This is a genomic window from Kribbella sp. NPDC050470 (assembly GCF_044458365.1).
Lineage (GTDB): Bacteria > Actinomycetota > Actinomycetes > Propionibacteriales > Kribbellaceae > Kribbella.
Window position 1 is genome coordinate 93,505 of the sequence record NZ_JBITHV010000007.1, and the last position, 21,189, is coordinate 114,693.

Genomic DNA, 21,189 nt, shown 5'->3' on the forward strand with positions numbered 1-21,189 from the left:
CGGGAGGTGTTTCCAGCACCTCAATGGTGCGGGTGTTTTCCCTTCCCCGCAAAGGAATTTCCGTACTCCCGAAGGGCCCTGAAGTCGGATCGGGTAAGCCCGGTTCGCGCGTCCACACGGTGCACCACCCCACGCCCGCCGAGCCTCGCCTGATCCTCCGCCCCCACCTCGTCGTCCACCCAGACGAACGGGCGGTCGCCCACCCATTCAGCGACGTACGGCGTCTTCCACGACCCCCGCCGTACCGGCCTCCGATCCGGCTACTGGATCACCGGCAAACGCGGGAGCCCGAGCCGAGGCGCCAGCAGCCGGTTCGCGCCGTGTTCCCACGAGGTCGCCCAGACCAGCTCGAACACCTCCGCGAGCGCGTTGAGCTCCACGCCGTGCTGCGGATTCAGCAGCACCACCCACGACCTGTCACCCTCGACGATCTCGTGCCGCTCGTAGCCGGCCGGAATCCCCTGCGCACGATGGGGATTCAGCGGGCCGTCGAAGTCCAGGAGTAGGAGGGGGTGCATGTCAGGCCTGATGGTAGGTGAGTACGGCGACGCCGGTTGTGCAGCGTCTGCGGGTACTTGGTGAAACCACTCCAGACAGAGCACTATGCACGGAGTGGTTCACCAAGGGAGAAGCTGATGCGGACCAATCCGGAACGGCGGACCGCGCTGGTGGACGCGGCGATCGAGGTGCTCGCGGCCGACGGTGCCCGCGGCCTGACCTTCCGATCCGTCGACCTGGCGGCGAACGTGCCGAACGGGACGACGTCGAACTACTTCGCCAACCGTGACGACCTGCTGCTGCAGGCCGGGATGCGGGTCCACGACCGGCTCGGCGCCGATCCGGAGCATCTGGACCAGCCGCCGTCGACCGAGTCCCTGACCGCGCTGCTCCATCTCCTGCAGGAGCGGCTGACCAAGGACCGGGCCGGTTACCTGGCGCTCCTCGAGCTCCGCCTCGAGGCCACGCGCCGGCCCGCACTCCAGGAGGCGCTGGCCAAGCGGGTCCGGGAGAACCTGGACGAGAACATCCACTTGCACCGCGAGCACGGCCTGCCTGGCGACCCGCTCCTGCTGTACCTGACCGTCGGCGGCTACATGCTGGAGCAGCTGACGCTGCCCGGCGTACTCCCGGACGGCCTGCTCGAAAAGGTGATCCGGCAACTGGCCGCGCCCAGCTGAGAGATTGTCGGCGCGGGGCCGTAGGGTCTGGACGTGGCTTTGGAGACCTCGCCGGATGCGCCTGCAGCCGTTCGCACGATCGCGAACGGTATTGCCAGCTGGATCAACCAGCTCGGCGCGGTGTGGGTCGAGGGGCAGCTGACCGACGTGTCGATCGGGCGTGGGACGACCACGGTGTTCGGCACGTTGCGCGACACCGACGCGGACATCTCGCTGCGGTTCACCTGCAACCGCCGGGTGTTCGAGGCGGTCGACCCGCCCGTCACCGACGGCTCCCGCGTGGTGGTGAACGCGAAACCCAACTTCTTCGCCCGCCGCGGCACGCTCGCGCTCGCGGTCAACGAGATCCGGCACGTCGGGATCGGCGAGCTGCTGGCCCGGATCGAGCGGCTGAAGCAACTCCTTGCCGCGGAAGGCTTGTTCGCGTCGTACCGGAAGAAGGCGTTGCCGTTCCTGCCGCACACGATCGGGCTGATCTGCGGTCGTGACTCCGCGGCCGAGCGGGACGTGCTGGAGAACGCGAAGCGCCGGTGGCCGGCGGTGGCGTTCCGGGTGGAGTACGCGTCGGTGCAGGGGCCTGCGGCGGCGGGTGAGGTGATGACGGCGCTGCGGAAGCTCGACGGCGACGAGTCGGTCGAGGTGATCGTGATCGCGCGCGGCGGTGGGTCACTGGAGGATCTGCTGCCGTTCTCGGACGAGGGCCTGATCCGCGCGGTGTCCCGGGCGCGGACGCCGGTGGTCAGCGCGATTGGCCACGAGCCGGACTCGCCCCTGCTGGACCTGGTCGCGGATCTGCGCGCGTCGACACCGACGGATGCGGCCAAGCGGATCGTGCCGGATGTGCGCGAGGAGCTGGACGGCGTGCGGCTGCTGCGGGAGCGCGGTCTGCGGGCGATCACGGGGTGGCTGCAGCGGGAGATGCATGCGCTGGCGGCAATTCGGAGCCGGCCGTCGCTCGCGGCGCCGGTGACCGACCTGCAGCGGCGGTCCGACGAGATCACGGCGCTGGTGGAGCGGAACCGTCGTACCTTGACCCATCGGCTGGATCGGGCGAGTGACGACATCACGCACCGGCTGGCGAGCGTGCGGGCGCTCAGCCCGAAGGCGACGCTGGAGCGGGGGTACTCCGTGCTGCAGCTGGCAGACGGGACCGCCGTACGGGAAGTGGCGCAGGTGGCTGCCGGCGATCTGCTGCAGGCACGCGTCAGCGACGGCCGATTCGCTGTCGAAGTCAAGTCCGAGGAGAACACGTGAGCGGAGACCGACCGGAGATTTCCTACGAGCAGGCCCGCGAGGAGCTGGTCCAGGTGGTCCGCAAACTCGAAGCCGGCGGCACCACCCTCGAGGAGTCCCTCGCCCTCTGGGAACGCGGCGAAGAACTGGCCGCCACCTGCCAGCACTGGCTCGACGGCGCCCGCGAACGCCTCGCCAAAGCCCAAGCCACCCACGAGGAAAAGTCCGACTGACCTTCAGGCTCAGCCCTTGACGGCTCCGTGGGTGAAGCCGGTGATGAAGCGTTCCAGGAAGAGGTTGAAGACGAGGGCGATGGGGACCGCGACCAGGACGGTGGCGGCCTGGAGGGACTGCCAGAAGAAGACGTCGCCGCGGACCAGCGCGGTCGGGACGCCGGTGCTGATCGGCTTCTCGCCGGACGGAGACACGAAGGCCAGCGCGTAGATGAACTCGCTCGCGGTCAGCGTGAACGCGAAGACCACCACCGCCACCACGCCGGGGAACACCAGCGGTACGACGGTACGCACGAAGGCGCCGAGCCGGCTGTAGCCGTCGACCATCGCCTGTTCCTCGATGTCCTTCGGGATCGACCGCAGGAAGCCCATCAGGAGCCAGACAGAGACCGGGATCGTGATGGTCGGGTAGACGAGCACGAGTGACCACGTGCGGTCCTGCAGCCCGGCGGCCACCACCACCCGCGACAGCGACAGGAACAGCAGCGTCGGTGGAACCAGGTAGACGAAGAAGATCGCGATGGCCATCGGTCCCGACCACGGGCGGTCCAGCCGGGCCAGACTGTACGCCGCCGGGAGACTGAGACCGAGCGTGATCGCGGTGACCAGCAGACCGACCCAGACCGTGTTCCACACGAATGTCGGGAACTCCGTGCTGTTGAACAGGTAGTCGACGTGCTCACTGGTCGGCGTCAGGTTGAACAGGAACGGGTTGTTGGTCCGCCGGTAGAGGTCGCGGTTCTCCTTGAACGCGGTGATTCCGGCCCAGATGAACGGCCCGGCAGCGCCGAGCGCGGCCAGGATCGCCAGCAGGTACACGGCGATCCGGGACGCCACGTGACGCCGGCGCGCCTGCCGCCGCAACTGCTCGATCTCGGCTGCCTTCACGAGACGTCCATCCGCCGTACCGCCCGGAGAATCGCGATCGCGGCTGCCAGCAGCAACGGGAACAGGAACAACGCGATCGCCGCGCCCTGGCCGACGTCGCCACCCTCGATCCCGCGGAAGAACGCCCAGCTCGCCAGCACCTGGGTGGAGTTGGTCGGGCCGCCCCGAGTCAGCACGTAGACGACGGCCATGTCGGTGAAGGTCAGGATCGCCCCGAACAGCGCCGCCACCGCGATGATCGGCAGCGTCAGCGGGACGGTGATCTCGAGCATCCGCCGCCAGAAGCCGGCGCCGTCCACCGCCGCGGCCTCCTGGACGTCCTTCGGGATGGCCACCAGCCCGGCCATCATGATCACCGCGGCGAGCGGGACCAGCCGCCAGACGTGCACCAGGATGACCGACCCGATCGCGAGGTTCGGCTTGCCGAGCCAGTACATGTTGGCGTCGATCACGCCGAACTCGCGCAGCACCCAGTCGATCGGCGAGAACACCGAGTCCAGCAGCCACAACCACGCGATCGTGGACAGCGCGACCGGCGTGGTCCAGGGCAGCAGGACCAGGAACCGGACCACCCACTTGCCGTGGAAGTCGGCGACCAGGATGTTCGCCAGAATCTTGCCGAGGACAACGATCAGCACCATCGAGACGACCGTGAACACGATGGTGTTGCGCAGTGATCGCCAGAAGACCGGGTCGTCGAAGACGTTCTGGTAGTTCCCCAGCCCGGCCCAGTCGAAGCTCGGGTCCCCGGCCGTGACGTCGCTGAAGCTGAACGCGATCGCGAGGAAGAACGGGACCGCCACCAGCGCGACGATGTAGCCGACCGACGGCAGCAGGAACACCCAGGCGAGCAGCCCCTCGCGGTCGGCGAACCGTCGCCGTACTCCCAGATCTACCGGCGGTGAGACCTCGGGTCGCACCTCGGTCGGCTGACTGGGTGGGCGTGGTGGGAGGAGGGCGGGATCGGTCATGACCCGGTCCGCACCGATACGGGCTCGCTCCGCTCGCCGCTGTCCGCGTCGAAGAACCGCAACCGCTCGGCGTGTACGGCGAACTCGTGCTCCTCACCCGGCTCGACCGGAGCCGTCACGGTCGCCGGCAGCCGCGCGATCACCCGCGTCTCCGCCCCCAGCCCGCGGACGACGCCGTACAGGTGCCGGTCTCCGGACAGGTGCTCCACCCGGTCGACCTGGAACGGCACCAGCAGCCGGTCGTCACCGTGCACCAGCGACGCCGGCAGCAGATGTTCGGGCCGGAAGCCGACGAGTACGCCGTCTCGTGGCACGAGGTTCATCGGCGGCGACCCGAGGAAGGTGGCGACGAAGGTGTCCGCGGGCTCGTCGTACACCTCGACCGGTGGACCGAGCTGCCGAATCCGGCCGGCGTACATGACCGCGATCCGGTCGCCCAGGCCCATCGCCTCGACCTGGTCGTGGGTCACGTAGATCGTGGTGGTCCGGACCCGGCGCTGGAACCGCTTGAGCTCGTCGCGCGCGCTCGCCCGCAGCTTCGCATCCAGGTTGGACAGCGGCTCGTCGAGCAGGAACACGCTGGGCTCGCGGACCAGCGCCCGGGCCAGCGCGACCCGCTGCCGCTCGCCGCCGGACAGTTGCCGAGGCCGCCGGTCGAGCAGGGACCCGATTCCGAGCAACTCGGCCGCCCACTGGGTCTTGCCCGCCCATTCCGCCTTGTCGATCCCTTGTGCCTTGAGCGGGAAGACGATGTTGGCGCGCACCGTCTTGTGTGGGTACAACGCGTAGCTCTGGAAGACCATTGCGACCCGGCGGGCCCGCGGCGGCAACTCGTTCACGACGTGCCCGTCGATCCGGACCTCACCGTCGGTCGGTCGCTCGAGGCCCGCGATCGTCCGCAGCAGCGTGGTCTTCCCACAGCCCGAGGGGCCGAGCAGCACGAGGTACTCCCCCTCGGCCGTCGCGAGGTCGACCCCGTCGACTGCGTCGACCCGGCCATGTGCGCCGCGACGGCGGGCCCGGCCGCCGTCGAACACCTTGCGCAGGTTGCGGACTTCGACGACAGCCACTCGACCTCACCTACACTCCGCCGACCAGACCGCGCTGCCGCCACTTGTCGAAGATGGGCTTGATCTGCCGCTCGGCATCGGTGACCGCCTGCTCGGGGCTGAGCTCGCCGCGGGCCGCCTTCGCGAACATGTTCGGGATGACGAACGTCGCGAAGACCTCGCCCTCGGCCGTGTTCGCCGGCCCCGGGTAGCCGATGTTGGTGCTCCACTCGATCGCGTTCTTCAGCACCGACAGCTTGTCGGCCGGCTTCGCGCCGAACGGATCGTTGTCCAGCCAGCTGTTCAGCTGCGGCACCAGCTTCGGGAACGCCGGCAGGTCGTAGAGCTTCGAGTGGTACGTCGCCGACGGCCAGTTGGCGGTGTAGTGCAGCAGGAACTCCTTCGCCGCGTCGACGTTGCGCGCGTGGCTCGGGACGATCCAGTTGTACATCACGTGCTGAGCGGCGAGTCCGGCCTTCGGGCCCTTCAGCGCCCGCACGAAGTAGATGTCGTCCGCAACTTCCGGGTTGGCCTCCTGGGCGGTGCGCCAGGCCGAGATCGAGTTCAGGATGTAGGACATCTGGCCGGCGATCAGGCCCTGGTTGTTGGAGGCGGGGTTCCAGGAGAAGACCTCGTTCGTCATCGTGTCCTTGAACAGGCGCTGCATGAACTCGACCGCGGCGATCGTCTCCGGCGAGTTGATCACCACCTCCTCGTTCTCGTTCTGGATCGAGGCGCCGTACGACCACATCAAGGCCCGGCCGGCCATGTTGGAGTCGATCTCCTGGGACATGCCCACACCCATCTGGATGCTCTTGGCCTTCTTGATCTCCGCGCCGCCGCGGTGCAGGTCCTCCCACGACGCCGGGCCGTCGGCCAGGCCGACCGACTCCCACAGGCTCTTGCGATAGTCGCCCGGATCCGGCACCCAGCCCGGCGAGTACGCGTAGTGCTTTCCGGTGGCCGGGTTCTGGCTCGACTTCACACACAGCGCCAACTGCTCGCCGTGTCGCCGCTGGGCCTCCTGCGCGACGTCCTTGAGGTCGACGACACTCGGCTCGAACTGCGACAACGGCGCGATGTACTGGATCAGGTCGTGCCCCTGCTTGGCCTGGATCTCGGCCGCGGTCCGGGCCACGATCTCGGTGTTGTTGATGTGGTCGACGGTGACGTTGACGCCGACCTCCGAGCCCCAGTTCTTCGCGAACGGGTCGAACCACGCGTCGTGGCTCGGCACGAAGTGGCTCCAGAGCAGGATCTTCAGGTCGCCGGACAGCCTCGACGTCGGTGAGGCCAGGGTCGGGCTCGGCGCGGGAACGGTCGCCTCAGGCGGCCCCGCGTCTTCTGCCGCATCACCACACGCCGCGGCACCGGCCGCAACAGCAGTCAGCCACAACAGGCTCCGTCGGGATATACGAGTCGGCTCGTCCATCGCGGACCTCCAGCACGAGACTCTTCTCCCCAGCCTGTTCACGGAGATCCGTTTCGGTCAACTTGTCGAGAGTCGCAGCAGCGACTCGGCGGCCTGACCGAGTCCGGACTTCATCCGGGCCAGGGCGAAACCCCCGATCCGGAGCGCATGGTGCAGGTCAGCGGCCAGCGGGGCCAGGAGCAGGTGCGCCGTGTAGTCGGCGTCCAGGTCCGGGCGGGCGTCTTCGATCAGTAGCGACAGGTGGCGGTGCCAGAGGTGGTAGGAGCCGATGCGGTAGCGGGCGCCTTCGGAGGCGTTCTCGCTGTCCACGAACAGCTCGATGTGCCGGTCCAGCAGGTCGAGGTAGGCGTCCAGGAACGCCGTCACCCGCTCGAGCGCGGGCGCGCCGGGGCCTAGCGGCGGTGGACCGCTGAGGACCTTGGCCTGGAGTTCGAGCTCGCGTTCGTCGAGCAGGGCGACCGCCAACCCGGCCCGGTCGCCGAAACGGCGGAACACCGTCCCCTTGCCGACCCCCGCCGCCGCGGCGATCGCATCCAGCGACACGTTCTTCACGCCGTGCTCGGTGAAGAGCCGCTCCGCCGCCTCCAGCACCTTCAGCCGGTTCCGCCGGGCGTCCGCGCGTTCCGGGCGCGCCTGTCCGACGACCGGAAGATCTCGTTGTGAAGCGGACCGCGGTCCGGTACTGTCGTTCATAAGACGGACTGTAGTCCGCTAAAGACCTTGGAGGAAGGCATGAACGAGCGAAGCGAGTTCATCATCAAGCACAGTGCATATCGCGCCTCATCGGCGCCCGGAGCGAAGCGAGGACGTCGATGAGCATCACCCCCGCCCGGATCGTGATCGCGTACCACTCCGGCTACGGCCACACGGCCAGGCAGGCCGAGGCAGTCGCGGCCGGCGCCTCGACCGTGCCGGGCGCCGTCGCCGAGCTCGTGCCGCTGGACGAGCTGACCGAGGACGACTGGGCCCGGCTCGCCGCCGCGGACGCGATCGTCTTCGGCGCCCCGACGTACATGGGCAGCCCGAGCTGGGTGTTCAAGAAGTTCGCCGAGGAGAGTGTCCGGGCCTGGGCCGACAACCTGGCCTGGCGGGACAAGATCGCCGCCGGGTTCACCAACTCCAAGGCGATGTCCGGCGACAAGCTGAACAGCCTGGTCGACTTCGCCGTGTTCGCGGCCCAGCACGGGATGATCTGGGTCGGCCTGGACATCTACCCGGGCTGGGCCGAGAGCACCGCAAGTATCGAGGATCTCAACCGGCTCGGCAGCTGGCTCGGCGCGATGGCGCAGTCCGACGCCGACCTGTCCGCCGAGAAGGCGCCGCCGGCCACGGACCTGCGGACCGCGGAGGCGCTCGGCGCCCGGGTCGCGACCGTCACACTGCGGCACCTGAGAGGAGCGCTGGCGGCCTGATGGCGTGGCTGGTTCTGCTCGCTGCGGCGGCGTTCGAGATCGCCTTCGCACTCAGCCTCAAGCCGAGTGAAGGGTTCAGCCGGCTCTGGCCGACCGTCGGGGTGCTGGTCTTCGGCGTGACGTCCGTCGTCCTGCTGGCGAAGACGCTGGATCACCTTCCGGTCGGTACGGCGTACGCGATCTGGACCGGCCTGGGATCGATCGGCGTCGTCACGCTCGGCATCCTGCTGTTCGGCGAGCCGATCACGCCGGCCCGGCTGGCCTGCATCGCCCTCATCGTCACCGGCGTCGTCGGCCTGCGACTGGTGGGCGCGGACTGATCAGGGAGTGGCGCGGTGGCGGCGCGGGCCGCGGACGGGCAGTGGCGTGGGATGGGTGTCGTCGAAGGCTCCCGGCGCGAAGGCGCCGTGCGCCGGGTTGCAACCGGACACCAGCCGGCGGTAGTCGTCCCACGTCTCGACCCGCGGCGGAACGTTGCCGATGGCATCGACCTGGGTGACCGGGTACTGGCCGAGCTCGATCACCTCCCACAGCTCGCCGTCGTTGCGCAGCCCGCGCAGCTCGCCGAACAGCTCCCGGCCGAACCAGCACGGGTGGGCGCGGCCGTTGTCGTACCGGCTGACGCCGATCGGGGTGGCCGGGCCGGCGACCTCGGCGACCAGCGACCAGACCGTGGCCGACGTCACACCCGGCTGGTCGCCGAGCAGCACCACGATGCCGTCGGTACGGCGGTCGACGGCATCCATCGCGGGCACGATCGACGAGCTTCCGGTGTCGGCGTGCGGCGACTCGACCACCCGGACGCCGTCGAGGTCGATCCGGTCGCGGATCTGTTCCGACGCGGCACCGAGCGTCATGACCAGCTGGTCGAAACCGCACTCCCGGGCGGTGCCGAGGGTCGCTCCGAGCAGCGTGTCACCGTGGTAGGCCAGAAGCTGCTTGGGTACGCCGAGCTGGGGAGAACCGTCCGCGGCGAGCAGGAGTCCGGTGACGAACATGCTCGCCTCAACCCCGGACCTGGGCTGTCGAAATCAACGCAGGCTCCCTCTGCTGATTTCCCCGAGCAAATTCGAGCCGAAGAATCGATGGAACCCCGCAGCTACCCGACGTGTCAACGACCGTCCGGAACGTGGTCAGGAAATGATCAGCCCAGGACCGAAGCAAACGCTTCAAGGGCGGGGTAGCCGGCATTTCCGACCACGATCGTGGTGACGCCGGAACCGACCAGCACCAAGGCGTTCTCGCCCTTGCGGTCCTGCAGCACCTTGCGCTGCCAGGTGACGCCTTCGACGGTCGACGTACCGTCGTCGGTGGTTTTGCCGAGCTCCTCGCTCTGGAATTTCGTGCCGGTCACATTGGACTGCTCCAGGCCGACGTACTTCTTCTCGTTGGTGACCATGCCGAGGTGCCAGGTGACCGGGCTCTGCTCGGGAGTGCGGAACTGCACGCTGGTGGCGGTCCAGCCGTCCGGCATCGGGGCCGGGCCGCGGACCCAGGGGGCGACCTTCTTCGCGTCCTCGAGCTGCGCGGTGTACTCGACCGCCTTGATCCGCTCCTCCTTGGGCCGCCAGGTGACGACCATGAGGAACGCGACCACGACGAAACAGGCCAGCAGCGCCCAGACCATGTTCTTCAGCGTGCGGGCCTTCGCCCGGTCCCGGCGGTTCTGCTCCCGGTAAGCGATCTCCTCGGCTCGTGCGCGCGCTTTCTCGCGTGCCTCCGCCTCGCCGGCAGCACCCTGACCCGTCGAACTCATGACACGAGTGTCCCATCTCGCCGATCAGGGTCCGGAGGGTGTTGGCTACGATCCGGTGGCATGAGTGACCCGACCACACCACCTGCCCATCTCGAGGTCGAGGCGGACGCGCCTGACCGGAACCTGGCCCTGGAGCTGGTCCGGGTCACCGAGGCCGCGGCGATGGCGGCGGGCCGCTGGGTCGGCCGCGGCGACAAGAACGGCGCCGACGGCGCGGCGGTGAACGCGATGCGCACCCTGATCGGCACGGTCGGGATGAACGGCACGGTGGTGATCGGCGAGGGCGAGAAGGACAACGCCCCGATGCTCTACAACGGCGAGCAGGTCGGCTCCGGCGACGGCCCGGACTGTGACGTCGCGGTCGACCCGGTCGACGGCACCACGCTGGTCGCCAAGGGCATGGCCAACGGCATCGCGGTGATGGCGGTGTCGGCGCGGAACTCGATGTACGACCCGTCCGCGGTCTTCTACATGGAGAAGCTCGTGGTCGGCCCGGAGGCGGCCGAGGTGGTCGACATCCGGCTGCCGGTCGCTGAGAACATCCGGCGGGTGGCCAAGGCGAAGGGCTCCACGGTCGACGACGTCACCGTGGTCCTGCTGGACCGGCCGCGGCACGAGGAGCTGGCGACCCAGATCCGGGCCACCGGCGCGCGGATCAAGTTCATCAGCGACGGCGACGTGGCCGGCGCGGTCGAGGCGGCCCGGCCGGACACCGGCCTGGACATGCTGCTCGGCATCGGCGGCACGCCGGAGGGCATCATCGCGGCGTGCGCGATGAAGTGCCTGGGCGGCCTGATCCAGGGCCGGCTGTGGCCGAAGGACGACGCGGAGCGGCAGCGGGCGCTCGACGCCGGCCACGACCTCGACCGGGTGCTCAGCACCGACGACCTGGTCAGCGGTGACGACTGCTTCTTCGTCGCCACCGGGATCACCGACGGCGAACTGCTGCGCGGCGTCCGGTACGGCCGGTCCACCGCGCGCACCCACTCGCTGGTGATGCGGTCGCGCAGCGGCACGATCCGCAGCATCGAGAGCGTGCACCAGCTGGAGAAGCTGCGCGCCTACTCCGCCATCGACTTCGAGCACGCCAGATGAGCGCACCTGTCCTCGTCGTCGGCGAGGCCCTCGTGGACATCGTCGGCAGCGCGGCGCGCACCAGGAACGGCAACGGCAAGACCAAGGCGACCCCGGGCGGCTCCCCGGCCAACGTCGCGGTCGGCCTGGCGCGGCTCGGCGTACCGACCGAGCTCGTCACCCGGTTCGGGACCGACGCGTACGGCGACCAGCTCGGCGCGCACCTGTTCGGGAACGGCGTCCAGCTGGCGCCCGGCTCGGTCGACCCGGGATTCCGGACCAGTACGGCGACCGCGACGCTCGACGCGGCCGGGGTCGCGTCGTACCAGTTCGACATCACCTGGGAACCGCCGGCGCTGTCGCTGTCGCGGGGTTGCCCGGCGATCCACACCGGGTCGATCGCGACCGTGCTGGAGCCCGGTTCGGCGGCGATCCACGCGTTCCTGAAGGCGATGGCCGACCAGCCGGTGACGGTGACGCTCGATCCGAACGCGCGGCCGACGATCACTCCGGACCCGGTGTCGACGTGGGCCGCCGTACGTGAGCTGGCCGCGCTGTCCGACCTGGTGAAGCTGAGCGACGAGGACTGCGAGTTCCTGCGGCCCGGGCTGTCGGCGGACGAGATCGCGGCGGAGCTACTGAGCGCCGGCCGGACCCAGTGCGTGGTGATCACGCGCGGCGGGGACGGCGCGATCGGGATCAGCCGCGAGGCGCGGATCGAGGTGACGGCGCCGCGGATCCAGGTCGTCGACACCGTGGGCGCGGGCGACTCGTTCATGGCGGCGCTGATCGCAGGGCTGCACTCGCGCGGGCTGCTCGGTCCGGCGCGGTTGGACGGCCTGACGGACGTGGACCTGCGGGAGGTCGTGGACTACGCGGTGAAGGCCGCTGCGATCACCTGTACGCGGCACGGCGCCGATCCGCCCACGGCCGACGAACACACAGCCACCTGGGGTGCCTGATGTCGGCTGACGCCTGGACCGCCGAGCTCGAGACCAAGGGCAGCGTCGTCTTCCCGCCGCGGCGCGGGCGGCTGGCGATCCGGCTGGCCGGGTTCGCCCTGCTGATGGTGATGTCGGCGTGGACGAACCTCGACCACTGGCGCAACGACGACATCTCCGGGGCCCTCGGCGTACTGCGGCTGACCGCGCTGGCTGCGTTCGTCTACGGCACCGGGCTGACCCTGTGGCAGCTGGTCACGAACCGTCCGGTCGTCAAGGTCGATGCCGAGGGCATCACGCGGGGACGCAGCCTGCGGTGGTCCGGCATCACCAGCATCGACGACCCGACCGGCCCGCCCGGACTCCGGACCGTGCAGATCCGCCCGACCGATCGACGCGCCCGGCCGCTGGCCATCCCGCAGGACAACGTCTCCGACCTGAGCGCGTTCACCCCTTGGCTGCGGTCACTCCACGAGGAGCATCGGGCCTAGCCGACGGTGCTGCGGACCGCGGAGAGGTGCTGTCGGGTGCAGTCGGCGGCGCGCTGTGGGTCCTTGTCGCGGATGGCCTCGGCGATAGCCTCATGGGCAGCCTGGTCATGGCGGTGCCGGTGGGTCTCGTCGAGCTTCAGCATGTCCATCATCGCCCGCCGGATCCGCGGCACCAGCGTGTCGAACAGGTCCGCCAGGGCAGCGTTGTGCGCCGCGGTCACCACCGCCCGATGGAAGGCCAGGTCGGCCTCGACGTACCAGTCGTCCGGTGACTTCTCCGACGCCTTCTTCCGATCCGCCAGCGTGTAGCGAAACATCTTGAGGTCGGCCGGCGTACGACGGGACGCGGCCAGCAGGGCCGCCTCGGCCTCGATCGCGAGCCGCACTTCCATCAGGTCGGCGATGTCGGCCTTGCGGAGCACCTTGTCCCAGTCTTCGGTGGCCTGCAGCGCGATCACGAAGACACCCGCACCCTGCCGGCTCTCCAGGACCCGGCGGCCCGCCAACTCCCGGATCGCCTCGCGGATCGTCGACCGGCCGACCCCCAGTTGAGCCGCCAGCGTGGTCTCACCGGGCAGCTTCTGGCCGAGCTGCCACTCGCCGCTGCCGATCCGCTGCAGCAGCTCCTCGGCGGCCTGCTCGGCGAGCGGGTGACGGCGAATCATGGGCACAGTCTAGAGGTACGCAGGTTGTCAGCTTGTCTGAGGAGTTGTACGTTGGGCCGCATGGACTGGAACCACCAGCAACCCTCCCCGATGCCCAGCCACCGGTACCGCGACATCTTCGCCAAGGTGCCGGTTGCGCCGGTCGACCGCGACTGGCCGGACCGCCGGATCAGCACCGCCCCGCTCTGGGTGCCGGTCGACCTGCGGGACGGCAACCAGGCCCTCGCCGACCCGATGGACCCGGACCGCAAGCGCCGGTTCTTCGAGCTGATGGTTGCCATGGGCTACAAAGAGATCGAGGTCGGCTACCCGTCCGCCTCGCAGACCGACTTCGACTTCGTCCGGTTGCTGGCGACCTCCGACCTGGTGCCGCCGGACGTGACGATCGTGGTGTTCACGCCGGCCCGGCCGGAGCTGATCGAGCGGACCATCGAGTCCGTCGCCGGGATGCGGTCACCGGTCGTCGTTCACATGTATGCGGCCACGGCTCCGACCTGGCGGGACGTCGTACTGCGTCGGACGCGGGACGAACTGGCGGCGCTCATCTATGCCGGGGCCGAGCAGATCCTGCGGCTGGCCGGGGACTCGGTGCGGTTCCAGTTCTCGCCGGAGGTGTTCAACCTGACCGAGCCGGACTTCGTGCTGGAGCTGGGTGATCAGCTGACCAAGCTGTGGGACGCGACGGCCGAGCGGCCGGTGATCCTGAACCTGCCGGCGACGGTCGAGGCGGCGACGCCGAACGTGTACGCCGACCAGATCGAGTACATGCACAAGAACCTGCCGCGCCGCGACGGCGTCATCCTGTCCGTGCACCCGCACAACGACCGGGGTACGGGGATCGCCTGCGCGGAGCTCGCCGTACTGGCCGGGGCGCAGCGGGTCGAGGGGTGCATCTTCGGCAACGGCGAGCGCACCGGGAACGTCGACATCGCCACCCTCGCGCTCAACCTGCACGCGCAGGGCGTGGACCCGATGATCGACTTCTCCGACATCGACGGGATCCGGCGGGTCGTCGAGGAGTGCACGCGGATGCCGATCCATCCGCGGCACCCGTACGTCGGGGAGCTGGTCTACACGGCGTTCTCGGGGACGCATCAGGACGCGATCCGGAAGGGGTTCGCGCGGCGGACCGCCGGCGACTCGTTCTGGGATGTGCCTTATCTGCCGATCGATCCGGCTGATGTGGGGCGTGGGTACGAGGCCGTCGTACGGGTCAACAGCCAGTCGGGGAAGGGCGGGATCGCGCACCTGCTGGAGGCGTCGTACGGCGTGCGGCTGTCGGCGGAGCAGGAGGTCGAGTTTGCGCGGCATGTGCAGCGGCACACGGACGCGACCGGGCGGGAGGCGACGGCGGTCGAGCTGAAGTCGCTGTACGAGGAGGTCTTCGGGTGCTCGAACTGAAGGACGTCGACTTCGTGCGAGACGGACGAACACTCGACTGAGCACCCGCCGGATCCGCGACATGCTCCGTGCTGTCCCTTACAGTGAGCAAGCTCCGGGGGGAGTTTCTAAGGCTGGGGGTCTTGTGGGGGCTTCTGCTGAGGTCTGGTCTGCGGAGTTGCGGCGGACCGGGCGGGTGGTGTTTCCGATCCGGCGGTTGACGGTGGTGGTGCGGTGCTTCCTGCCGGGGGTGCCGATCGGGATCGGGGTCTTCACGCGGCCGGAGCCCAGTTTCTTGGCCGAGGACATCATGGCTGGAGTCCTCGTCATCGTCTGGGTGGGGCTGGTCGGATTCGGAGTGTGGCACCTGGTGACCGGGCGGCCGGCGGTGACGGTCGACGACGAAGGTGTGCGGGTTGGCCGGCGGAAGTTCCTGCCGTGGGGTGGGATCGCGCCGATCCACGTGCCGCTGGGTCAGGGGCTCTTCACTGAGCTCCGGCTGATGCCGCACGACGCGCGGGACAAGAAGCTCACCATCGGCCGTGACCAACTGCGGGACGTTCCCGCCTTCGCGCGCTGGCTCGAGGACGAGCGGCTCGGGAAGGGGGCAGCATGGTTGTGATGGGTGAGCGGTCCCCGGAGGTCTGGACGGAGGAGTTCGAGCGGACCGGGCGGGTTGTGTTTCCGGTACGGCGGCGGCCGGTGCTGATCCAGTTCGTCTTCTTCCTGGCGCTGATCAGCCCCTCTCAGGTCAACTCGGTGACCGAGATGCAGAGCGCGGACGTTGCCGAACTCGTACTCCGCCTGCTCGGCACGACCAGCCTCCTCGTCTGCTTCGGCATGCTCGTGTGGCAGTTCGTCACCCAGCGGCCGGTCCTGGTCGTCGACCGGGAAGGCATCCGCTACGGCAACAAACGGTTCATGCCGTGGTCCGACGTCGGGACAATCGGGATCCCGACCGGCCCGAAGTTCTTCATGGCGGTCCCCGTGCTCCCGGCCGACGTCTGGGCCAAAGACCTCCAGGTCCGCCAGTACAACGTCAAGGACCTCCCGGCCTTCGCGGCGTGGCTGACCGTCGTACTGAAGCAGCAACGGGCCAGTGAGTCAGCGGCTGACTAGTGCCACGTCAACCAACGTTGGGGTCCTAACGCCAGCTTGTGTGCAATTCGACAGGAGGTGTCCGGTCCACGACCCCGAACGCCCGTCGGTTCAGGCGGGCAGCAGCCAGCCGTGGGCATACACGTCCTGTCGAACTGCACCGAAGACCATCACACTCCCGGCACCCCGGTCCACCTCCACGCCATCACAACCCCACCCCGGCACCGCACCTGCCGACCGGGGCAATTTCACCGGAGAACCCCGCAACTGACCGTTCTCCCCCACACATACCGAGAGGGAAGGGACCAGACCACGGGAGAACCCGGCAAATGCCTCCCACAGCCGGCGCACTGGCTGACGGCTCGGCCGGCCAGCTGGCAGTTATCGGCTCCGGGATTACCTCCCCAACCCTGCTTCACGCGGCACTAGTTGCTTGGGCCATGTCCAGGCGTAGTACGCAACGGCGGCCAGGAGCAGGATCTCGAGCGCGCTGCCGAGGACATAGTAGGTCCACTCACCGATCGCGCCGGCGATGATCGTGATCCCATACCCGAGGGCGAGGACGAGGTTGGCGACCCGGCCGATGCTCGGTGGGAGCACCAGGCTGGCGAACACCATCAGGCTGGGGACGACGATGTACGCCGTCGTCCCGGCCAGAAACGCCTGGTTGACGGTGAAGCCGCCGAGCTCACCGGCGTCCAGATCGGCACGGACGTCCGGCCGGTAGAGGCTGAACAGGTCGACGTACGCGAAGACGAACAGCGTCGACGTCCAGAGGCCGGCGAGCTTGACCCGCACGTTCACCGGGGCCGGGGTCCAACATGATCGTTCCCCTTCGGACCGGCGGCTGGACGGGTCAGGCGAGGCCGAGGCGTTTGGTGAGGCGGGGGCCTCGTTTGATCTTGATCTCGGCGAGGATGGCGGTGCCGCGGATGTGGAAGGTGGTGGGGCGGCCGCCGGAGGGGGTGGCGTCGGTGGGGCCGGACTGTTGTTCGGAGACCGAGCCGAGGATGGGGTTGCTGTCCAGGTGGACGATCGCGTTCTGCGGGACGCGGATCTTCACGTCGGCGAGGATCGACTTCACCTCGATGTACACGTCGTCGTACGGCAGCTGCGCCTCGGTGTAGTCCAGGGTGATGTCGCCGAGTACGGCGTTGACCTCCTGGTGCTGCGGGACGAGCCAGTTGCCGGTGCGCTTGGTCTCCGACATGAACGCGTTGATCACCGGGCCGGCGTGCACCGTCGTCCCCGGCTGCTGCGGGGACACCGCCGGCGCACTGGGTGCGGTCGGGCCGTTCGGCAGGTCGGCGGTGAGCTCGACCAGCTCGCCGTACGTCTTGGAGGCGTACAGGGTCTCGAGCCGCTCCTCGAGCTCGCCGTACGACAGCCGTCCCTCGCCCGCGGCGTCGCGCAGGACGTCGGCGACCTCCTCGCGCTCCAGGTCCGACACCCGGCGCCGCAGCGCCAACTCGTCGCCCGTCATCGGGGCCGGCGCGGGGACCGCGTCCGGCGGTCGGTTCTGCTGGGGGATCTCATCCTGGGCCACGACAAAACCTTACGCGCGCACCATCCCACCCGCAGTCGGGTCTCCTCCCCGATTCAACCCTGATCCCACCCCTGAATCCGGGGTGTGCTGTTCGTCGCGGGCCTGGCGGGGATCACTGGTGTGGCCTACGCGCTCCGGGACCGCGTCCCAGCGGGGACGGCGCAGGGAAACAACTACCAGCGGTCGTGGAATCGGCTGGCGCTCGGGCGGGAGTTGCCCGGGGCTTGGCGGGCGGTGCGGAGCTGAGTGTTGCCTAACCTCCTGGTGAGACGGAGGTCGCGGGCGGGGGTGGGCGTGGGCGGATTAGGGTGGTAGGGCTCAGACCACGTGTGATGGAGGTACGCCGGTGTCCGCCGACTTCAGTTACTCCGACTTGTTGCCGCTTGGTGCCGACGACACGGAGTACCGCCTGCTGACGACCGAGGGCGTGAGCACATTCACGGCAGGCGATCGGACCTTCCTGCAGGTGCAACCGGAGGTCCTGCAGGCGCTGACCGCCGAGGCGATGCACGACATCTCGCACTACCTGCGTACGGCGCACCTCGCGCAACTGCGCCGGATCATCGACGACCCGGAGGCCTCCGGCAACGACCGGTTCGTCGCCCTGGACCTGCTGAAGAACGCGAACATCTCGGCCGGCGGCGTGCTCCCGATGTGCCAGGACACCGGCACCGCGATCGTGATGGGCAAGAAGTCCGAGGGCGTGCTGACCGGCGCGGTCGACGAGGAGTGGATCAGCCGCGGCGTGTACGACGCCTACACCAAGCTGAACCTGCGCTACTCCCAGATGGCCCCGCTGAACATGTGGGACGAGAAGAACACCGGCTCCAACCTCCCGGCCCAGATCGAGCTCTACTCGACCCCGGGCACGACCGACCCGGCGTACAAGTTCCTCTTCATGGCCAAGGGCGGCGGGTCGGCGAACAAGTCGTTCCTGTTCCAGGAGACCAAGGCGGTGCTGAACCCGTCCCGGATGATGGAGTTCCTGGACGAGAAGATCCGCTCCCTGGGGACGGCCGCGTGCCCGCCGTACCACCTGGCCGTCGTGGTCGGCGGCACGTCGGCGGAGTACGCGCTGAAGACCGCGAAGTACGCGTCCGCGCACTACCTCGACACGCTGCCGGCGAGCGGATCGCCGCTGGGGCACGGGTTCCGGGACGTGGAGCTCGAGGAGGAGGTCTTCAAGCTCACCCAGGAGTTCGGGATCGGCGCGCAGTTCGGCGGCAAGTACTTCTGCCACGACGTCCGGGTGATCCGGCTGCCGCGGCACGGCGCGTCCTGCCCGGTCGCGATCGCGGTGTCCTGCTCGGCCGACCGGCAGGCGCTGGCGAAGATCACGCCGGAGGGTGTGTTCCTGGAGCAGCTCGAGCGGGACCCGGCGCGGTTCCTGCCGGACACCACGGACGAGCACCTGGACGAGGAGGCCGACGTCGTCCGGATCGACCTGAACCGGCCGATGAGCGAGATCCGCGCCGAGTTGTCGAAGCTGCCGGTCAAGACCCGGCTGTCGCTGAACGGGCCGCTGGTCGTCGCCCGCGACATCGCGCACGCGAAGATCAAGGAGAGGCTGGACGCGGGTGAGCCGATGCCGCAGTACCTGCGCGACCACGCGGTGTACTACGCCGGTCCGGCGAAGACGCCGGAGGGGTACGCGTCGGGGTCCTTCGGGCCGACCACGGCGGGGCGGATGGACGCGTACGTCGACCAGTTCCAGGCGGCCGGCGGATCGTTCGTGATGCTTGCCAAGGGCAATCGGTCGAAGAAGGTGACGGACGCGTGCAAGGAGCACGGCGGGTTCTACCTGGGGTCGATCGGCGGGCCGGCGGCGCGGCTGGCGCAGGACTGCATCAAGTCGGTGGACGTGATCGAGTACGCCGAGCTGGGGATGGAAGCGGTGTGGAAGATCGAGGTCGAGGACTTCCCCGCGTTCGTGGTGGTGGATGACAAGGGCAATGACTTCTTCACGGACACGAAGAAGCCGGTACCGCTCACTGTGCGTCCTCGTAGCTGAACAGAGGTGGTCCGCATGAGTCGGCGGATGGCGCGGATGAACAACAGGATCGGGGTGTGGATGTATCGCACCCTCGACGGGCGGCTGGCGAGTGGGAGCAAGGACGTGCACGTCCTGATGCTGACCACGCCCGGCCGCCGGACCGGCGTACCGCACTCGACCTGTGTGCGGTACCTCGAGCGGCCCGACGGACTGCTGGTGTGGGGTACGGGCTCGGGCTCGCGCGAGGACCCGGACTGGTTCCGCAACCTGCGCGCGGCGCCGACCACGGACGTGCAGATCGGCGCGGAGCACCGGACGATGCATCCGCGTGAGCTGACCGGCCAGGAGCGTCAGGTCGTCTGGACCGACGTGATCCTGGCCGAGGATCCACGGATCGGGCGATTCGCCACCAAGGCCAAGCGCACCATTCCGGTCGCGGTGCTGGAGCCTGTGGAGAACTAGCCCGCCTTCATGTCCACCGGGTCGGGGAGCTTGAGGAGGAGCGTCTTCGCGGCCTGGACGACATCGGCTTCGTTGTGGCCGAAGGCCTGCAGGTACGACCCGAGCGCGGATCGCAGTAGTCGCAGCTCCTCAGGTTGCAGCTCGATCGTGTACATGTTTCCAAGGTAAGACCCAGCCCGGGACTGACAACCCCTCGTGATCCACCCGTTGTCTCAGCCGTGCCAGCCGACCGTGCCGAGCACCTCGGCGGCGACCTCCGCGGGCGCCCGGTCGTTCGCCACCGTGAAGTCCTGAATCGGCTGATGCGTCGCCGCCTGAGCCAGCGCAGCCTCCAGATCCCACTCCGGCCCGCGGGTGGTCCGAGTCCGGTCGGCGATCAGCTCAACCGGCGTGTCCAGCCGCACCAGCTGTACGTCGCAGTCGTGCAACGCCGACGCGTACGCCGCTCGGAGCTCGGGTGTCTCCACGTGACCGCTGACGACCATGAACTGGGCACCGGCATCGCGGTAGGTGGTCCACACCGCGGCGAGGTTGTGGACCCGCAGCTGGTCGTGGAACCGGAGGCCGGGGAGAGGGCGGCCGGCGATGGCCGGCACCGGCTGTCCGGCAGGGCCGAACTGGGCGACGGCGTCGAGGTCGAGCACCGCGGTGCGGTGCCGGCGCGCGGTGAGGAGGGCGCCGATGGTCTGGGCGATGGTGGTCTTGCCGACGCCACCGCCGCCGGTCAACAGGAGGGCCCGGGGCATGTCAGCTGTGCAGCTCCTCGGCGATCAGCGTCGGCTGGTGGTCGGTCGGGGCCGTCGGCAGGCGCCAGTTCGCGGGCGGCATCCAGGACTGCCAACCGTCGGAGAACGGCGGCCCCCAGGCCTCGATCTCCCGCACCGCCGCGTGCCCGTCGGCGATGATCCGCTCCGCCTCGGCCGCGGTGAAGCGGCCCGCGGTGACCGCGCCCTCCAGCTCGTCCTCGTCCTTCCACTCGATCGTGCGGTCCGGCTGGATCCACAGGTCGAGGACGTGGTCGACGGTGCTGGTACGGCGCCCCGCGACATCCCGCTCGTGCGGCGCCTCCAGGTTCACGTACCACCCGCGGAAGGTGCCGTCGTCGGCCCAGAAGTGCCACACCGACCACGGCTTGCCGGGCGGCAGCACCTTGAGGATCCCGGTGCCGCGCCAGACGTCGAGCTTCAGCACCCGCTCCTCGGTGAACATCGCGACCGGACCGGCGTACCTGGTCTCCCGGCCGTCGGTGAGGACCGGCTTGATCAGCGGCGTCCCCGGCGCCAGCCAGGCGACCAGCCCGTCGGCGTCGTCGCGCACCACGGTCATCGGCCGGACGTTCGGCTTGTCCTCGTGCCGCCCGGTCCCCTGGTACACCCACTCGATCACC

27 protein-coding genes are annotated in these 21,189 nt (G+C 69.1%); 13 read left to right on the top strand and 14 right to left on the bottom strand.

The window, feature by feature from the left end; genetic code table 11:
• Nucleotides 1-260: 260 nt before the first annotated feature.
• Nucleotides 261-518: a hypothetical protein gene (locus ACIBGM_RS21420; RefSeq protein WP_396386550.1), complete on the bottom strand. Its 258-nt coding sequence runs from the start codon at nt 516-518 to the stop codon at nt 261-263.
• Nucleotides 519-635: 117 nt separating this feature from the next.
• On the opposite strand from ACIBGM_RS21420, the gene ACIBGM_RS21425 reads away from it, so the two are divergent.
• From ACIBGM_RS21425 to ACIBGM_RS21435, 3 genes are read left to right on the top strand one after another with little or no spacing between them, the layout of a single operon-like run.
• The gene (locus tag ACIBGM_RS21425) at nt 636-1,178 is read left to right on the top strand and encodes a TetR/AcrR family transcriptional regulator (RefSeq protein WP_396386551.1); all 543 of its coding nucleotides are present in this window, start codon (nt 636-638) and stop codon (nt 1,176-1,178) included.
• Nucleotides 1,179-1,211: 33 nt separating this feature from the next.
• Complete coding sequence (xseA, locus tag ACIBGM_RS21430; RefSeq protein ID WP_396386552.1) at nt 1,212-2,432, top strand: exodeoxyribonuclease VII large subunit; 1,221 nt, start codon at nt 1,212-1,214, stop codon at nt 2,430-2,432.
• Entirely contained in the window at nt 2,429-2,644 is a 216-nt protein-coding gene (locus ACIBGM_RS21435; protein WP_396386553.1) for an exodeoxyribonuclease VII small subunit, read from the top strand. The genes xseA and ACIBGM_RS21435 overlap by 4 nt, the downstream gene beginning before the upstream one ends.
• Nucleotides 2,645-2,653: 9 nt before the next feature.
• Here ACIBGM_RS21435 and ACIBGM_RS21440 read toward each other — a convergent pair whose 3' ends face one another.
• Genes ACIBGM_RS21440 through ACIBGM_RS21460 form a run of 5 tightly spaced genes read right to left on the bottom strand, consistent with a single transcriptional unit; the run spans nt 2,654 to nt 7,677 of the window.
• Nucleotides 2,654-3,532, bottom strand: a complete 879-nt coding sequence (locus ACIBGM_RS21440; protein ID WP_360525986.1) for a carbohydrate ABC transporter permease — start codon at nt 3,530-3,532, stop codon at nt 2,654-2,656.
• Nucleotides 3,529-4,503, bottom strand: coding sequence for a carbohydrate ABC transporter permease (locus ACIBGM_RS21445; protein ID WP_396386554.1), 975 nt, complete (start codon nt 4,501-4,503; stop codon nt 3,529-3,531). The genes ACIBGM_RS21440 and ACIBGM_RS21445 overlap by 4 nt, the downstream gene beginning before the upstream one ends.
• A complete protein-coding gene (locus ACIBGM_RS21450) occupies nt 4,500-5,573 on the bottom strand; it encodes an ABC transporter ATP-binding protein (RefSeq protein WP_396386555.1) in 1,074 nt (357 codons plus the stop codon). Before ACIBGM_RS21450 ends, ACIBGM_RS21445 begins: the two co-directional genes overlap by 4 nt.
• Nucleotides 5,574-5,583: 10 nt before the next feature.
• Nucleotides 5,584-6,984: an extracellular solute-binding protein gene (locus ACIBGM_RS21455; protein ID WP_360525995.1), complete on the bottom strand. Its 1,401-nt coding sequence runs from the start codon at nt 6,982-6,984 to the stop codon at nt 5,584-5,586.
• A gap of 57 nt (nt 6,985-7,041) precedes the next feature.
• Complete coding sequence (locus tag ACIBGM_RS21460) at nt 7,042-7,677, bottom strand: TetR/AcrR family transcriptional regulator (RefSeq protein WP_396386556.1); 636 nt, start codon at nt 7,675-7,677, stop codon at nt 7,042-7,044.
• Between the two features lie 119 nt (nt 7,678-7,796).
• On the opposite strand from ACIBGM_RS21460, the gene ACIBGM_RS21465 reads away from it, so the two are divergent.
• Together ACIBGM_RS21465 and ACIBGM_RS21470 are read left to right on the top strand one after the other, a co-directional pair.
• Entirely contained in the window at nt 7,797-8,396 is a 600-nt protein-coding gene (locus tag ACIBGM_RS21465) for a flavodoxin family protein (RefSeq protein WP_360526001.1), read from the top strand.
• Nucleotides 8,396-8,716, top strand: coding sequence for a multidrug efflux SMR transporter (locus tag ACIBGM_RS21470; protein ID WP_360526004.1), 321 nt, complete (start codon nt 8,396-8,398; stop codon nt 8,714-8,716). The genes ACIBGM_RS21465 and ACIBGM_RS21470 overlap by 1 nt, the downstream gene beginning before the upstream one ends.
• Here the strand turns inward: ACIBGM_RS21470 and ACIBGM_RS21475 are convergent, their stop codons facing one another.
• The gene (locus tag ACIBGM_RS21475; RefSeq protein WP_396386557.1) at nt 8,717-9,394 is read right to left on the bottom strand and encodes an NTP transferase domain-containing protein; all 678 of its coding nucleotides are present in this window, start codon (nt 9,392-9,394) and stop codon (nt 8,717-8,719) included.
• Between the two features lie 146 nt (nt 9,395-9,540).
• Nucleotides 9,541-10,152: a DUF4245 domain-containing protein gene (locus ACIBGM_RS21480; protein WP_396386558.1), complete on the bottom strand. Its 612-nt coding sequence runs from the start codon at nt 10,150-10,152 to the stop codon at nt 9,541-9,543.
• Between the two features lie 60 nt (nt 10,153-10,212).
• Between ACIBGM_RS21480 and glpX the strand changes: the two genes are divergently transcribed.
• From glpX to ACIBGM_RS21495, 3 genes are read left to right on the top strand one after another with little or no spacing between them, the layout of a single operon-like run.
• Nucleotides 10,213-11,247 carry a class II fructose-bisphosphatase gene (glpX, locus tag ACIBGM_RS21485; protein WP_360526013.1) on the top strand — a complete coding sequence of 345 codons (1,035 nt, stop codon included), beginning with the start codon at nt 10,213-10,215 and terminating at the stop codon, nt 11,245-11,247.
• Nucleotides 11,244-12,188 (top strand): carbohydrate kinase, encoded by a 945-nt coding sequence (locus tag ACIBGM_RS21490; RefSeq protein WP_360526015.1) that lies wholly within the window; start codon nt 11,244-11,246, stop codon nt 12,186-12,188. Before glpX ends, ACIBGM_RS21490 begins: the two co-directional genes overlap by 4 nt.
• On the top strand, nt 12,188-12,658 hold the full coding sequence (locus tag ACIBGM_RS21495; protein WP_360526018.1) for a hypothetical protein: 471 nt from the start codon (nt 12,188-12,190) through the stop codon (nt 12,656-12,658). The genes ACIBGM_RS21490 and ACIBGM_RS21495 overlap by 1 nt, the downstream gene beginning before the upstream one ends.
• Here the strand turns inward: ACIBGM_RS21495 and ACIBGM_RS21500 are convergent.
• Complete coding sequence (locus tag ACIBGM_RS21500) at nt 12,655-13,323, bottom strand: FCD domain-containing protein (RefSeq protein ID WP_360526021.1); 669 nt, start codon at nt 13,321-13,323, stop codon at nt 12,655-12,657. The two genes, ACIBGM_RS21495 and ACIBGM_RS21500, sit on opposite strands and share 4 nt — an antisense overlap.
• 60 nt (nt 13,324-13,383) lie before the next feature.
• On the opposite strand from ACIBGM_RS21500, the gene ACIBGM_RS21505 reads away from it, so the two are divergent.
• From ACIBGM_RS21505 to ACIBGM_RS21515, 3 genes are all read left to right on the top strand, one after another.
• Complete coding sequence (locus ACIBGM_RS21505) at nt 13,384-14,724, top strand: 2-isopropylmalate synthase (RefSeq protein WP_396386559.1); 1,341 nt, start codon at nt 13,384-13,386, stop codon at nt 14,722-14,724.
• Nucleotides 14,725-14,848: 124 nt separating this feature from the next.
• Entirely contained in the window at nt 14,849-15,325 is a 477-nt protein-coding gene (locus ACIBGM_RS21510) for a hypothetical protein (protein WP_396386560.1), read from the top strand.
• Nucleotides 15,325-15,822 carry a hypothetical protein gene (locus tag ACIBGM_RS21515; protein ID WP_360526030.1) on the top strand — a complete coding sequence of 166 codons (498 nt, stop codon included), beginning with the start codon at nt 15,325-15,327 and terminating at the stop codon, nt 15,820-15,822. The genes ACIBGM_RS21510 and ACIBGM_RS21515 overlap by 1 nt, the downstream gene beginning before the upstream one ends.
• A gap of 375 nt (nt 15,823-16,197) precedes the next feature.
• Here the strand turns inward: ACIBGM_RS21515 and ACIBGM_RS21520 are convergent, their stop codons facing one another.
• Together ACIBGM_RS21520 and ACIBGM_RS21525 are read right to left on the bottom strand one after the other, a co-directional pair.
• Complete coding sequence (locus ACIBGM_RS21520) at nt 16,198-16,605, bottom strand: DUF6326 family protein (RefSeq protein ID WP_360526033.1); 408 nt, start codon at nt 16,603-16,605, stop codon at nt 16,198-16,200.
• A 52-nt stretch (nt 16,606-16,657) separates the two neighbouring features.
• Entirely contained in the window at nt 16,658-17,347 is a 690-nt protein-coding gene (locus ACIBGM_RS21525; protein ID WP_396386561.1) for a DUF1707 domain-containing protein, read from the bottom strand.
• A 346-nt stretch (nt 17,348-17,693) separates the two neighbouring features.
• Between ACIBGM_RS21525 and ACIBGM_RS21530 the strand changes: the two genes are divergently transcribed.
• Both ACIBGM_RS21530 and ACIBGM_RS21535 read left to right on the top strand, forming a co-directional pair.
• Nucleotides 17,694-19,358 carry a fumarate hydratase gene (locus ACIBGM_RS21530; RefSeq protein WP_360526039.1) on the top strand — a complete coding sequence of 555 codons (1,665 nt, stop codon included), beginning with the start codon at nt 17,694-17,696 and terminating at the stop codon, nt 19,356-19,358.
• Between the two features lie 15 nt (nt 19,359-19,373).
• Nucleotides 19,374-19,802 (top strand): nitroreductase/quinone reductase family protein, encoded by a 429-nt coding sequence (locus ACIBGM_RS21535; protein WP_396386562.1) that lies wholly within the window; start codon nt 19,374-19,376, stop codon nt 19,800-19,802.
• Here ACIBGM_RS21535 and ACIBGM_RS21540 read toward each other — a convergent pair.
• From ACIBGM_RS21540 to ACIBGM_RS21550, 3 genes are read right to left on the bottom strand one after another with little or no spacing between them, the layout of a single operon-like run.
• Nucleotides 19,799-19,957: a hypothetical protein gene (locus tag ACIBGM_RS21540; RefSeq protein ID WP_360526045.1), complete on the bottom strand. Its 159-nt coding sequence runs from the start codon at nt 19,955-19,957 to the stop codon at nt 19,799-19,801. The two genes, ACIBGM_RS21535 and ACIBGM_RS21540, sit on opposite strands and share 4 nt — an antisense overlap.
• Before the next feature lie 57 nt (nt 19,958-20,014).
• Nucleotides 20,015-20,548 carry a hypothetical protein gene (locus ACIBGM_RS21545; protein WP_396386563.1) on the bottom strand — a complete coding sequence of 178 codons (534 nt, stop codon included), beginning with the start codon at nt 20,546-20,548 and terminating at the stop codon, nt 20,015-20,017.
• A gap of 1 nt (nt 20,549) precedes the next feature.
• Nucleotides 20,550-21,188, bottom strand: a complete 639-nt coding sequence (locus ACIBGM_RS21550) for a DUF402 domain-containing protein (RefSeq protein WP_360526051.1) — start codon at nt 21,186-21,188, stop codon at nt 20,550-20,552.
• Nucleotide 21,189: the final 1 nt, after the last annotated feature.